General features: G+C 37.0%; 10 protein-coding genes. All 10 read left to right on the top strand.

The window, feature by feature from the left end:
* The first annotated feature begins 217 nt into the window (after positions 1-217).
* The 10 genes from BAQ46_RS20005 (at position 218) to deoC (ending at position 15,286) form a co-directional block, all read left to right on the top strand.
* A complete protein-coding gene (locus tag BAQ46_RS20005) occupies positions 218-3,646 on the top strand; it encodes a DUF4132 domain-containing protein (protein WP_071742578.1) in 3,429 nt (1,142 codons plus the stop codon).
* Positions 3,647-3,661: 15 nt separating this feature from the next.
* Positions 3,662-4,768, top strand: coding sequence for an ATP-binding protein (locus BAQ46_RS20000; protein ID WP_061131148.1), 1,107 nt, complete (start codon positions 3,662-3,664; stop codon positions 4,766-4,768).
* Complete coding sequence (locus BAQ46_RS19995) at positions 4,729-7,035, top strand: DUF5682 family protein (RefSeq protein WP_071742576.1); 2,307 nt, start codon at positions 4,729-4,731, stop codon at positions 7,033-7,035. Before BAQ46_RS20000 ends, BAQ46_RS19995 begins: the two co-directional genes overlap by 40 nt.
* Complete coding sequence (locus BAQ46_RS19990) at positions 7,025-8,131, top strand: VWA domain-containing protein (RefSeq protein WP_071742574.1); 1,107 nt, start codon at positions 7,025-7,027, stop codon at positions 8,129-8,131. The genes BAQ46_RS19995 and BAQ46_RS19990 overlap by 11 nt, the downstream gene beginning before the upstream one ends.
* A complete protein-coding gene (locus BAQ46_RS19985) occupies positions 8,107-9,744 on the top strand; it encodes an SWIM zinc finger family protein (RefSeq protein WP_061131151.1) in 1,638 nt (545 codons plus the stop codon). The genes BAQ46_RS19990 and BAQ46_RS19985 overlap by 25 nt, the downstream gene beginning before the upstream one ends.
* The gene (locus BAQ46_RS19980) at positions 9,716-9,994 is read left to right on the top strand and encodes a hypothetical protein (RefSeq protein ID WP_061131152.1); all 279 of its coding nucleotides are present in this window, start codon (positions 9,716-9,718) and stop codon (positions 9,992-9,994) included. Before BAQ46_RS19985 ends, BAQ46_RS19980 begins: the two co-directional genes overlap by 29 nt.
* Positions 9,995-10,587: 593 nt before the next feature.
* Entirely contained in the window at positions 10,588-11,325 is a 738-nt protein-coding gene (locus tag BAQ46_RS19975) for a DUF975 family protein (RefSeq protein WP_002194960.1), read from the top strand.
* Between the two features lie 440 nt (positions 11,326-11,765).
* Positions 11,766-12,941, top strand: a complete 1,176-nt coding sequence (locus tag BAQ46_RS19970; protein WP_061131154.1) for a DUF4272 domain-containing protein — start codon at positions 11,766-11,768, stop codon at positions 12,939-12,941.
* 416 nt (positions 12,942-13,357) lie between these two features.
* Positions 13,358-14,308: a DNA-binding transcriptional repressor DeoR gene (gene deoR, locus BAQ46_RS19965; protein ID WP_000356563.1), complete on the top strand. Its 951-nt coding sequence runs from the start codon at positions 13,358-13,360 to the stop codon at positions 14,306-14,308.
* Positions 14,309-14,614: 306 nt separating this feature from the next.
* Complete coding sequence (deoC, locus tag BAQ46_RS19960) at positions 14,615-15,286, top strand: deoxyribose-phosphate aldolase (protein WP_001017431.1); 672 nt, start codon at positions 14,615-14,617, stop codon at positions 15,284-15,286.
* Positions 15,287-15,294 lie beyond the last annotated feature (8 nt).

Genomic DNA, 15,294 nt, shown 5'->3' with positions numbered 1-15,294 from the left:
TTACTTTGAGTATCTCTAAACCAAATTTTCAATGATTATCTTAAATAAATATGAAATCCTTGCGCGGAACGTGTGTTCTCTCTTGGGCTGATATGATATACTGATAATGTAAAAATATTCCGTGTTTTTATATCTGAAATTTCGGATATGGGATATAATGGTTTTTGTTTAAGTAATATAACTATGAATTTATAAAAGGATTAGGGAGGCAGAGAAGATGGCAGTCAGTACATATCAGTTGTTTCAACATCTTAATATGACAGGGGAACAAGAGGAATTAGCGTTACGTTACTTACAGACGAGAGATGAAGAAGTTTTAAAACATATAGAACAAACGACGATTCGTGACAATAAACGTAGTGATTTTGCTTGGCAGTTTATGAGTGATTTTAGGGAAACGTATAAGCAAGACGCAGTTTTTTTTCGGTTATTTTATTATTTGCTTGAAGATCAACTGTTGAACGTTCTTCTCGTACGCTTTTCACATATGAGTTTTCCAGATATAAAAGTTTATTTTGAAAAAAGCGGTCTTGCATTTGATAGTCTTGTAGAATTGGCGTGTAAGTATTTAACGAATCTTTCCCGTTCTGTAAATGAAGCAGATGTTTTTCTTAGGGAATTAATAAGGGAGAATCCAAAGTACATAGAAGAGAAGTTGCAAGTTATAACAGGTCGACCAAAGATGGTTTTGCTTCTGCATATGCTAGATGCAGATTATGAGAGATTTCTTACGTACAGTTCTTTATTGGAGGAAGAGCTGCAAGAGCATGCGGAGTTTATATTGAAACTGGATGGGGCTCAAGAGAAGATAGAATTGGCGAAAAGATACGTTCGAGGTGAATCTGATAGTGAAGTTACTGTTGGTTCATCTTTACCTGATGTAACCTGGCACCTATTATTTCGTATTTATCAGCATTCAAATGTGGCAAGACGATATATTGACTTGTTAGCGAAACGTTCTGTTAAAAATTTTATGGATTATGCAACGGATCATGTGTGTCATGTTCTTGATCAGTTTGGAAATCATGTAAGAACAAGGAGTTTTGATAAACAAGCGTATGAAACCAGTCTAAACTTGTGCGAACAATTCGGTGTTTCAGAGGAAAGGTTTTTCGCATATCGTCTTACCTGGCGTCATTTAGGCGTCTTTAACCCCGACAAAGTATATGAATATCAATTATTGCTTCGTATGGTGGAAGAGCAGCCAGAATTTGTTCAGCGTACGCTGCAATATTTAAGTCAAAGTTATTATCTTTTCGTGGTGATGCTTTTGGCGGAAAAAGGATACGAATTTAATCGAAACAGATTACGTGAAGAATTTTTAATGATTGCCCTTGATTCCGAATCATCTGACATACGTGATACATATCGTGACTATTTAGTTGGGAAATTATCATTTGAAGATATGAAGCAAGTGCTTGAGAGTTCAAAGCAGCAAAATAATTACCGGGGAATGTCTGTTTTAGCAATTGCACTCCTTTGGGATATAGAGGAAGCGGTAAAGAGGGAAGCAGCGTTCAAACTTCAATTTGGAAATGACTATAATTATAAATTATATGAACTTCTGCAACAGTATTCTCATAGGGAAGGTTCGCTTGAACGAATGTTGGAAGATCTTCTATCCTACGGTTTATCGAAGGAGAAACTTGTTTATTATTCAGTTAAACAAGCTGCTCGGCACAGTGAGGATGAAAGTAAGGCAAAAGAAGCACTTGTTCGTTTATTTGTAAAAGAACAGGCATATGTGAAAGGAGTATTTACTGAGTATTCTGTAGATGAACGGATTTTCATTTTGGATGAGCTAGCAAAGTATGATGCGGTTAAAACGCGTGCTCTTCTTATTCAAAGTCTTGGAGATTCCTCTAAAAAAGTACGTACTGCCGCAGTCGAGTTTCTTACAAAAGATGTGGAAGCTGCAGATGATGTAGCAAAGGAATTGAATAGTAGAAAGAAAGTCGTACGCGAAAATGTAATGCAAACACTTTTATACTATAAATCTGAAAAATATACACAGCTTGTGCAAGAAGCTTTGAAAGAAAAGAAAAATGCTTCCTTGATGGAGAAGTTTGCTCCGCTGCTTGGCGATGAGGACATAGAAGGAGTATCAGGAAGTATCGAATCTTTTTGTACACGTATTTTAACACCGCAAAAAAGAAATGCACTCGTGCAATGGCTCGGATTTGAACCACAAATTCGTCTTCGTGACTCTAATACAATTGCCGATACAACGCTTCCACTAGCTTATTTTCAGCAGTATGTATCAGAGTCTGTAATTTTGAAAAAGGAAGCGGCGGAAATGATAGCTGCGGCTTTGAATGAACAAGATTTGAAAGAAAATATACAGGCAATCTATCAGTTGTGGGTTTCTCAAGGGGCGGAGGCGAAAAAACGCGGTATTCTTTCGATGTACGGCATTTATAGTGATGATGAAATGGCGCTGCTACTCAAAAAGCAGATTGATGAGTGGGCTGTTGGCATGCGTGGAGCTATTGCTGCCGCAGCTGTTCAGGCGTTGGCGTTGTCTTCATCATATCTTGCACTTATGACGATTAATACTATGGCATTCAAATATAAACATAAGCAGGTGCGTAATGCTGCGAAAGAAGCGTTGAGTCTCGCTGCTAAAACACGCGGTATAACAGAAGAAGAGCTAGAGGATCAGCTTGTTCCAGACCTTGGCTTTAATAAACGCGGTGAAAAGACAATTGATTACGGAAGCAGGGCATTTACTGCCTATTTAACACCCAACCTGAAAATCGAGTTGAAAACAGAAGAGGGAAAACGAATAAAGTCGCTTCCGAAACCCAATGCAAAAGATCATGTGGAAAAAGCAGAAGAGGCTAAGGTGGAGTTATCGTCTATCAAGAAACAGCTTCGAAGCATCATTAGTATGCAAACGCAGCGTCTCGAAACAGCACTTTCTCTTAATCGCTATTGGTCGCAACATACATGGAAATCTCTGTTTGTAGAAAATCCAATTATGCAGCAATTTGCTATCTCACTGATTTGGGGCGAGTATAAGGAAGGAAAGTTGGTTGCGATGTTCCGTTATATGGAGGACGGAACATTTAATACGATTGACGAAGAAGAGCATGAACTTACGCCAGACACTGTTATCGGTCTGATCCATCCGCTAGAATTGTCCGAAGAGGAAAGAGAATTATGGAAGGAACAGCTAGAAGATTATGAGGTTATCCAACCATTCCCGCAGATTGTTCGGGAAGTATTTTTGGTGGCGGAAGATGAGAAAGTAACTGTGGAAAGGTTTGGGGGTATTCAAATCAATGGTCGTTCGCTGTTTGGTAAGATAACGAAGTACGGCTGGAATCGCGGATCAGTTGAAGATGCTGGTGTGTATTATTCTTTCTATAAAGAAGACACTCGCGCAGGATTAGGGGCGGAGCTTGCATTTGAGGGTGCACCTGTTGGATATGAAGAAGAGGACGATGTATGCCTATTTGAAATTCAATTTTATAAAGCAGGTACAGTGAGCCGCGGCTCATACTCTTATGACGAAGTTGATGATGCGAGACGCATTGTACCAAAGCAAGTACCTGAACGATTTTTTAGCGAAATTTTATATGATATAAAACGTACGACAGAATCGAATCTTGGCTATGATGAAAACTGGCGCAGTAAGCGATAAGAAAGGAAATGACATATGCAATCTATTAAACCATTAATGGAAGAATTATATGAAATAGAACTGAATGCGTTAGAAGCGAATGATTCGTTTCCAAAACCACCTAACTGGCGATTGTCACCACGTGCTGTTCGTACGTTTATTATCGGACAAGAAGAAGCGCTTCTTTCGGAAGGACAAGAAGTGGAAATTAGCCGTAAGTTTTATGGGAATGATGCACTTGTGGAACGAGCGATTGTTACATTAGCAGGGAATCGCGGACTTATGTTAATTGGAGAGCCTGGGACTGCAAAGACGATGCTGAGTGAACTACTTTCTGCCGCAATATGCAGAAATAGCCGTAATACAGTACAAGGAACCGCTGCTACGATGGAAGATACAATTAAGTATTCGTGGAACTATGCACTTCTTCTTGCGAAAGGACCTGTAAGGGAAGCACTTGTGCCAGGGCCTCTCTTCGTTGGAATGGAACAAGGGATATTAACTAGATTTGAAGAGTTAACGCGCTGCCCACAGGAAGTGCAAGATTCATTGATCAGCGTTCTGAGCGATAAGGTGCTCACTATTCCGGAGTTTGGAGAACAAGGAATTCTTACAGCAAAGCCTGGCTTCAATATTATTGCAACGGCTAACACACGAGATCGCGGTGTGAATGAAATGAGTAGTGCATTGAAACGTCGTTTTAATTTTGAAACGGTACATCCAATTCAAGATGTAAAGCTTGAAGCAAAAATAATAGAGTCACAAGTAACGCGGTTATTAGGGGCATCAGGCATCACACCAAAAGTGGATAAAACGGTTGTTCAACTGTTAGCGACTGTTTTTCATGAACTACGGGAAGGGATAACTGCTGAAGGAAAACGAATTGATCAGCCATCTTCTGTTATGAGTACTGCAGAAGCTGTATCAGTATATTATCAAAGTGCAATGGATACGTACTATTATGGAAGTGGAGAAGTGAAAATGGATGCGCTTGTTCGATATTTGTCAGGGACGATTGCGAAAGAAAACAAGGATGATTTAGAAAAATTACGCAGTTATTTTACAAGCATCGTTAAGGCGCGAGGTCAAATAGGAGGAGAGGTATGGAAGTCGTTTTTCGAAGCTCGCAATCAGCTGAAGTAAATGCATTGTTTCAAAGAGCTTACAATTTAGATCGAAACGTCGTATATGTGCCGATTCGCCATCATAGTCCTGCGTGCTCTTTTCATATACAGAAGATTGTTAAATGCTATAAACCAGATGTAATTCTTATAGAAGGCCCGATAGACTGCAACCCACTTATTCCGCATATTGTGAGTGCAGATAGTAAAGCTCCAATTTGTATATATTGCAGTTATGATGATAAAACGAATGTGCTTGAAAGAGGAGAAAGTGGAAAGTATCGTGCGTACTATCCATTTCTCGACTATTCACCGGAACTTGTCGCACTGAGAGAAGGGGCTGCACAGAACATTCCTGTTTCATTTATTGATCTTCCTTATAAAGAATATTTGTTTCTAGCAAAAAATGAGGAAGAGAATGAGGAAAATGAAGATCGATATTTTCAACATAGTCAATATGTCCGTATGCTTTCGGAAAAAACGGGGTGCCGAAGTTTCCATGAGTTTTGGGAGAAATACTTTGAGTTGCAAGGTTTTCATATGACAAGCGAGGAATTTGTTCGTCAGTTATTCCATTACTGCTATTATACACGCGTGGACTATACGCAGAGGATGCTGACAGAAGACGGTTGTGAAGCTAGGGAGATACATATGGCAAAAGAAATTGAAAAAGCACGTAAAGTGTATGACAAGGTGCTCGTTATTACTGGAGGCTTTCATGTGAAAGGGCTTCTTGAATTGGAAGGAAAAAAGAAAAAGTTGTCGAAAAGCCCGTTATCTAAATCGAATGCTAAAAACTATCTTATGCCGTATTCTTTTTTAGAAAGCGATCAGATGCGTGGCTATAAGAGCGGAATGCCTGCACCTGCTTTTTACCAACATATTTGGGAAAACAGGGATGAATCGGTAGCTGAGCAATTTATGATACGAATTGCTAGACAGCTAAAGGTAGAAGGAATATCAATGGCAGATGAGATTGAGGCTGCACGAATGATACGTGAACTTGCACTGCTTCGTGGAAAGATGCAATCCGGATTGTATGAATTGACGGACGCAGTGCACAGTACATTTGTGAAAGGTGAGATATTCTCAGCAAATAAGCCTTTAACATTACTTCAGAAGAGTTTGCAAGGGGTGAAGCGCGGGGAATTGTCAAAAGAAGCCGATTTGCCGCCGCTCGTGCATGATTTTCGTGCTTCTGTTCGCTCATTTCGTCTACCAGTACGTTCAACTGTACCGCAGGAGACGATTCTAGACATATACAAGAAAGAAAAGCACTTACGCTTAAGTCAATTTTTTCATTGCCTTGCTTTTTTAGGAGTTCCATTTTCCGAGAGACTACGCGGTCCAAACTTAGCTAGAAAACAGAATATTAATCTTATGCGTGAAACTTGGAAATATCGTTTTTCAGCACAAGTAGAAAGTTCTCTAATTGATTTATCTGTGTATGGCGGAACGGTGAGAGAAGCGGCGCAAGAAATGCTAAGAGCAAAGCTGAACAAGGCAAAGGGACGGGCCGGAGAGGTGGCCCTTTTATTGCTAGAAGCCTATTTAAGTGGTTTGTTTACCGACTTTTCCATGTACACCCAATTTATAGATGAAGTCTTACAAAAGGACGGAGATTTTGCTTCTATGGCAGATTGTGCTTATTATTTATCACAAATAGAAAAAGCAAATCAGCAAGCGGATTATGCTAGGAATAAAGCACTTTCGCTATTTTCAGTTTTAGATAGGGGCAAATCAGCAATTATTGCAGAAAAACTTATCGATTTGTATACAATGAAGCATACAGATCAGCAATTTATTGACGCATTAGAGCTTTATTTGCAAAAGGAAAAGAGAGAAAGTCAAGTAGAGGGAGTGGTATTTGGGCTGTTAACTTCTTTAGGAAAGCGGGAAATCGATGAAGTAATGCAAGTGGCAGAAGGATATTTTTATGGAAGTGGTGATATGCAAAAGCAAGCTCCGATATTTTTGAGTGGTTTATTTGCTGGCGCCAAAGATATCTTTTTATATAACGAATCGTTGCTTAGCGGAATGTCTCATGTTCTAGAAGAACTTGATGAAGAGGTATTTCTGCAAGTGTTGCCACATTTGCGCCTTTTATTCAGTCAATTCACGCCGGTTGAAGTGGATACGATTGCTAGGCATATTTCCAAGTTATATGGTGATACAGAAGAAGCAATAAAAGAAGACCAAATTTCCGAAGAGATGCTGTTGTATGTAATGCAGTTAGACCGGAAAGCGAAGGGGATTTTAATGAGACGGGGGCTAGAAGATGGAGAATAACATTTCTTTAAATCGCTGGCGTCTTGTTCTCGGGAAACATGCAGATGACCAAATCACATTTCAGGAAGAAGAGCCTGCATACAGAGAAATGGACGAGATGCTGGACTTTTTGTACGAGAGAGAACGCGGAGAAGAGCGCGGTGGATCCTTAGAACCCTCTCAGCTAACCGTGCCGACTTGGATTTCGAAAGTGCGAGAGTTATTTCCGAAGGAAACCATTGAAATTATGGAAAACCATGCGTTAGAAAAATATGAATTAACCGCTCTATTGCAAGATAAGCAAACACTTGAAAAAATGGAGCCGAATATAAATTTATTAAAATGCATTTTACAATTTAAAGATTATGTAAAACCGGATGTATTAGACACAGCTAAACGTATTGTAGCAAAAGTCGCTGAAGAGTTGCATCGTAATTTAGAGCAAGAAGTGAAGCACGCATTAAGCGGTAGACCGGATCGAAATCGTTCTAGCCGGGTATGCACGATGCGCAATTTTGATTTTAAGAAAACGATTCGAAAAAATTTAAAGTATTTTGACAAAGAAACAAATACCATTCATATTGAAAAAACATACTTTTATGCTGCCACGAAGCATGTTAGTACATGGCGGGTAATCCTCGCAGTAGACGAGAGTGGAAGTATGATTGATTCTGTTATCCATAGCGCAGTTATGGCAGGTATTTTTGCAAGCTTACCGACGATTAAGACAAATCTGTTCATCTTTGATACAGCTGTTGTTGATTTAACGGATCGTATTGATGATCCGGTGGAAACGCTTATGAGTGTACAGCTTGGTGGAGGAACCTATATTGCTCAGGCGCTGCGTTACGCAACGAATCAAATTGAGATACCTCATAAAACAATTGTCGTACTTGTAACGGATTTATATGAAGGCGGTAGTTACAATGAAATGTACCGAGAAGCGATGAAGATTGTAGAATCAGGGGCGAAGCTGATTGTGCTTACTTCTCTCGATCCGACTGCACAGCCTTTTTATGATAAAGAGGCAGCAAAAAAAATGGCGGCACTTGGTGCTCATGTAGCAGCATTAACACCAGGGAGGTTGGCGCAATGGATCGCAACAATCATTTCTTAAATGTTCTTTCCTCTATCGATGAAACATATTTAATTGCCATGTCCAACAAAGGAACATATAAGAGAGCCATGAAGGATTTGGCAGTTGTGAAAAATATCAAAATAGATTTAGAAGAGGATATAGCGCAAATACATCTTGATGATGAAACTACTGTAACGTTTACGGGAGATATACGCAGTTACTCCTGTACTTGTGAAGCGCGCTCGATTTGTAAGCATGTCATGATGGCTTTATTAGAAGCGAAGAAGATGTACGAAGGTGAAGAAAATATAAAAGTTGATTTCTCTGCCCTTTTGAATGTGGATGTTCGCAATATTGTCTCCGAAAAAATGTGGGCTGAAATGATGTTCCGCAAAACATTTCATCAAAAAATTGTTTTGGAAGAGGAGGGTGCTTTAATTGTCTCTTTTCCAGAAGAGTCTATAACGGTTCGTTTTCTGACAGCTGAGTCGGTAGCTGATGCAATTTGTACATGTAAAACAGAGGGAATATGCCGGCATAAGGTGGAAGCGATATATTGGTATCAAAAAGAAAGAGGAATTTCGCATGAAACGAAACAAGTGCAGTGTCTTATTATTGAGTCGGATAAGCTATCTATTTTCAAAGAGATGATTGAGCAAATTGTTCACTTGGGCTTAACACGTCTTACAGAAAAAACAATCTATGAAATAGAACAACTTTCTGTAAAAGCGCGCTCTTTGAAACTAGCAAAGTTAGAAAATTTATTTCGCAAGCTCGGGACTGATATTAGGCTATACCGAATGAAACATGCCTCTTTTCAAATGGCATCCTATCGGCAAACGCTGTCCGCGATTTATGAATACATTATGTTGTTAGAAAAGCATCGTCTGCAAGAGAGTCCGTATCGTTCGGAATATTATGAAGTACCACCGCTTACTTTGCATGCCTTTGGCGCAGCCGGCTGGCAAACGAAATCTGGTTATGTTGGTGTGACCTATTATTTCTATAATCGAGAACAGGAAAAGTGGATTACATACACACAGTCACGCCCCATGTTTTATGAAGGGAGCAACATAACTTCTGAAGATCTCCATGAACAGCAAGTTCCATGGGGGATTGCTGGGAAGGGAAACGAACTGTCTCGTTCATGTCTATGGTTGAAACATGCAAAGCTTAACGTCGATTTTCAATTGTCATCTAGCTCACAAACAGTAGGAGAAGCAGGAGGGAAAACAAATGTAACAGAGTGGCAATCGCTCTTTATAACCACATGGGAAGAACTACTAAAAAAAGTAAAAGCAAACAGGTTAGAGACATCTAAACAAGGAGTCTTTTGTATTGAATTTACTGAAATGGAAGAATGGAAGTTTCAAAAGAAAGAGCAAAAATGGATTATACCTCTTATTGATAAAAAGGGGGAAATATTACAACTGCAAATGATGAAACAACCAGAAAATGAGTGGACAATTCGACTTGTAAAAATATATTTGGACTCATTACATGTAAAGAGAATGCTAGTTCATCCTTATCAGGAAGGAACAAAGCTCGTAGTTACACCTATTATTTTATATACAGAAGTAGGAGAAATTATAAATATTACACTTAATGAAGGGGAAACATTTTATGATAGAGTTAGTGCACATAATCGATGAATTGGAACAAGCTCTAGATGAGATGCTTGTCTCAGGAGCAGGAACGATACCTCCTTCTTTTTTTCAAGATATAAAACGAAAATGCGAAAAGTACGGTCTTTCTTATGCAGCTACGCAACTACTTGTCATAGAGGAAGAACGAAACAAGGCCCGCTTTCTTCATAAAGAAGAAGCTGGGGAATTAACGGAAGCATTTTGTAAGTTGCAGGAATATATTCGAGTTGTAAAGGCTGAAATGCTACATTTATAAAGATGTGATTGAATGAGAACCCGTATTAACGGGCAATAAAATTCCTGCCTCAAGATTTAGAGAAGTGCTAGGAAGTTAGGTAGGAGAGGACCTGTCCGTAAAAGTCCGAATGTTTCAACTAATAATGAGTGGGGAATGAGGAATCCCCACTCATTACAGTTTCGCTTTATTCATCATATTAGCAGTGGAGAACAAGTAATCGGAATACCCAAGCATAGACACCCTGACTTTGAAGAAACTTTCTAAATACCTAATTCAGAGTGTTTTTGATCATTTCGAACTTAATTAAAGCCATTATAGAATGATTTCAGTTTGGTAATGGATTTTATGTAGCGAGTATATTCACTGTGTTTTTAAATAAATTACATGATTAATAGATTGAAAATAAATACACAAAAATTAGTCAAGTAGTGTTAGAAAAACATTAGAAGTACTGAATTTGATACTTACTTAAAAATAACACTTTTGAAATAGTTACACTATTCATTTGGATATCAATAGGGTTGTATATAATGTGAATATTGTTAAAATATTCCGTTATCCCTTATGTAAAAGTAGTTCACATAAAAGAAAAAATGGAAGGTAGGATTAAAATGATTAGTGGCTTAAAAAAAGCGGCCGTATCTTCATTAAAAGACAAATGGGGATTGGCGGTATTGTCATCGTTTCTTTATCATATTATTTCTAGAATTTGTATGTTAATTATAGGATTTCCCCTTTTGTTTCTTGGTATCTTATTAAGTGAAATAATGAATGCTAGTTATTCCATTACAGGAGACGAAAAGTTAAATGCAGCAGGCGCTTTTTCTTATTTACTTGTTTTTGTTGTTCTATTTATCTGTTTAGTAAGTGTGCAAGGCATTATGAATTATGGGTATCTTAAAGTTACATTGCGTTTAGCGAAACACGAATCTACAACAATTGGTGAGTTATTTGAAGGATTTCGAAAAAGTAATGTGTTTAGATCTATAAAGGTGACTACTTTAATGACTGTATACACACTTTTATGGAGTGTATTATTAATTGTACCGGGTATTATAAAGTTTATCTCTTATTCTATGGCTTATTATATTTTGTTAGATCATCCAGAATATACGGCGAGTGAAGCAATTAAAAAGAGTCAAGTACTGATGAAAGGACATAAATTAGATTTATTCCTACTATCGTTAAGTTTTATCGGATGGTTTATTTTAGGTGTTATCATCGGATTTTTCACATTTGGTATCCCGTTTCTTTGGATCTATCCATACTACATTACAACAGTATCGCATTTCTATTTGAAAATAGTGAATAAAGATACTGTTATGCAGGAAAAAAAGTTAACTATTTGACTTTAATTTTGATTCGAAATATTGTATGTATCTTGATTTTATGAAAAACACAAAGACTCTATTTTGAAAAAGAAGTGATTAAAATGGAGTTCTTTCTTGAAAAGTGGTGTAAAGATTTTATAAAAAAGTTTGATTGTTTTGTTATTTGTTATTTTACTGACGTCCCCGTAAATTTAAGTGAGCTTCTTCATAATTATAATAGTTGTAATAAAAAATGTTTTTTCGTTTTGGGTGTTATAAAACCGTTAAATCGATAGCATATGGCGGCGCTCCTAACTGGGTAGTATAATTATTTATATGGATAACTAAGACAATCAAACGGATCTTAGTTGAAGAATAAGCCACAATAAAAGGCTGTTTAATATATTAAATAGTTTATGTTCTTTTATTTTTAAAATTTAATAGCTAAGAAGAATATAAGAATTATAGGAGGGGGAAAATTGAGATTTTTTACGATATTTGCATCAAGGAATGATACAAGTGATATAGAAGGCTTCATTACTCAAGTTTTTCAAAATGGTTTCAAGGTTGAACGCAATAAAAATGAATATACGATTCAATCGAAAAGGCTATTTGGCAAAAATAAAATTATTATTCGGGTGGATTCTGAAGAATCATCTCCTAATTATTTTTCCAATAATATTCCTGGAATGATGCACATGTACAATCAAATCGAATTTCAAGAAGAACATCTTAAGAAGATGGTTTTGGCACAGATTTCTGTAATTAATACCATAATCGCTATAGAGACGAAGAAGGATTATAGTGATGAATACGTGGAGCTGTTTCTTAAATTACTTAATGAGGTGAATGGTATTGGTTTTATCCCTGATCGAACTCTAATCGGGAAGGATGGAAAAGTAATCGTATTTCCGGATGGATCCTCTGGTCCTTCAGAATTTACTCCTCAAGCATGTACGAACAAAGTAAGGGGACAGAGTAGTGCTTCTACCGATGGGGAGAAAAGAAAACAGAAATCTATAAGCTACCTGCAAGATAAAGGGATTCCATATATCGAAGGATTGCCTCAATTGCCTCCTTTGACAAGCATTCAGTTAAGAAGTCGAGAAGAGATTGCGAAGAGAGCAGTAGCTTTGCTGATTGTTATACAATATGCTTGTGATGTTGCTCAAGAAGGTGATTTGAAAACTTCCAAAGAGTTCGTCATGGAGCTGCTGAATCAATTTGATGTGGTTGAATCATTAACGATGCAGGAAAGGAATTTTCTAAATTCAGAGCAACCTGAAGAGAAAGAAGCGATACAGATTGCATGGCAGTATGAAGCTCAATGGGTTTTGCTTTGGTCAATAGGTCTCGTGAATACACTGGAATTTCCAAAAGAAATCTGTGACTGTCATTATGCAATTAAACTGGTTTCTGATTGCAGTTCTTTTAACGAATTTTTCGGAAAAACAAAATTGCGAAATGCAGAAGAGATTTTGGACGAGGCTGACCTCGTTTATCGGCTTCATTGGGCTTGTGTACATGATAGAATGAATGCGAGAGAATCAACTGCAGGTATGCAGGAAAGTATTGTTATTGAAAGAAGAAGGGGCTTGTTTTGGCTAATCAATTATAAAAATGAAGAGTGGGATTGCATCTCTATGGATACATAATTTATATTCTTTGTTCAGTAGAACTTTTGTATTTTATATAATAAAATTATTGCTTTATTCGTTCAATCTCTTACAGAAAAACGAACGGAAATTCCGTAAGTATGAGAAAAACAGTCTTTGATATCCTAGGCCTCATATACAACTTTTCTATGTTAAATAACTTGATTCTATCGTACATTTTTGAATGGGCTTATTATCGTTATTGCAGAAAATGCGTGAATTAAATGATAATCGATTTACATGTTTCACGCGTAACTATATTGAGTTAATAAATCTACACGATAATGTTTCATTTCATAAAGTAAGTGTAGTTGAAGTTCAGTTAGATAAAATTCGATAGTCGAAATTTCTTGCATAAAGCTGTATAATGCTTGTAACGAAAAGGAAATACAGGAAAGGATATGTAATGAGTTACTATGGATAAAGATAAACAACAATTAAGTGTTGAAGTTGCAAGATTATATTATCAATCAGATTATAGTCAGCAAGAAATTGCTAACAAATTAAATATTTCAAGACCGACAATTTCTAGACTATTAAAGTACGCGAAAGAAAAAGGATTTGTTCAAATTAGTATAGCCGATCCATTCGCTGATTTAGATAATGTCGGCAATTTACTGAAAGAAAAATATAACTTGTTAGAAGCACATGTTGTATTTTCCCCAGTGCCAGAATATGCAACGATTACAGAGTATATAAGTAAATATGCAGCTGAGTATATGGAAAAGACGGTTAAAAACGGTGATATCGTTGGTGTAAGCTGGGGAATGACGATGTATGAAATCGCTAGAAAAATCGTACCACAACATGTAAAAGGTGTAGAAGTTGTCCAGCTAAAAGGTGGTATTAGCCATTCGAGTGTAAATACATATGCAAATGAAACCATTGCATTATTTGCAGATGCTTTTCAAACGACGCCAAGAAATCTACCTCTTCCAGTTATATTTGATAATGCAGTGACAAAAGAATTAGTAGAGCAGGATCGACATATTCATCACATTATCGAAATGGGGAAACAAGCGAATATTGCAATTTTCACTGTAGGAACAGTGCGAGACGAAGCGCTATTATTCCGATTAGGTTATTTCGATAAGGATGAAACGAGTTTACTCAAAAAACAATCGGTCGGTGACATTTGTTCACGTTTCTTTGATGGAGACGGAAATATTAGTAGTGAAGAAATTAATAAGCGAACCATCGGAATTGAGTTAGAAGAACTAAAATTAAAGAAACGCTCTATTTTAGTTGCAGGTGGTAATAGAAAAATAAAAGCAATTGATGGTGCGTTACGTGGCGGATATGCAAATGTATTAATTATCGATCAGCATACGGCGAAAGAATTGTTACATTATCAAAAAGAAGATTAGAAATAAAAGGCTTTCTCAAGATATTAATCTTGAGAAAGCCTTTTATTTTGTTATGTATGAATTATGGGATTATTTTTGAATACAAATTGCCTTTTTTAAAATAATTATGGATATTGAGATACATACTACCATTGTTAATATAAAAAATTTGAATTTATATATGAAGTATTTCTTAGTTAGAATGCGCTTTATTTACTAGAAGGAAATTCCTTTTTAAAAAGAATGAACAAAATTTCAAAAGTATATTTACATTTGTTCAACTAAGAGTTAGAATGAAGTTGTTAAAAGATATGAGGAGTGAAGATAATGAATATTGCAAAGTTAATTGACCATACAATTTTAAAAGCTAATGCTACAAAAGAAGATGTTATGAAAGTAATCGAAGAAGCAAAGGAATATAAATTCGCTTCTGTTTGTATTAACCCAACATGGGTAAAGCTAGCTGCTGAAGAACTAGCTGGACATGATGTAGATGTTTGTACTGTAATCGGTTTCCCATTAGGAGCAAGCACGACTGAAACAAAAGCATTTGAAACAAAAGATGCTATCGCAAAAGGTGCAACTGAAGTTGACATGGTAATCAACGTAGGCGCTTTAAAAGATGGCGACGACGAACTTGTTGAAAAAGACATTTATGAAGTAGTACAAGCAGCAAAAGGAAAAGCTCTTGTAAAAGTAATCATTGAAACTTGTCTATTAACAGATGAAGAGAAAGTACGCGCTTGTGAATTATCAGTAAAAGCTGGTGCTGACTTCGTAAAAACTTCAACTGGATTCTCAACTGGCGGAGCAACTGCTGAAGATATCGCATTAATGCGTAAAACAGTAGGACCAAACGTTGGTGTAAAAGCATCTGGTGGTGTTCGTACACGTGAAGATGCAGACAAAATGGTAGCTGCTGGAGCTTCTCGTATTGGAGCAAGTGCTAGTGTTGCAATCGTATTAAATGATGCAAAAGGTGCTACAGATAACTACTAATCATTAGT

Origin of the sequence: Bacillus paranthracis (assembly GCF_001883995.1) — a bacterium.
GTDB lineage: Bacteria > Bacillota > Bacilli > Bacillales > Bacillaceae_G > Bacillus_A > Bacillus_A paranthracis.
Note: the sequence above shows the minus strand (reverse complement) of the source record. Positions and strands in the feature narration are given on the sequence as shown.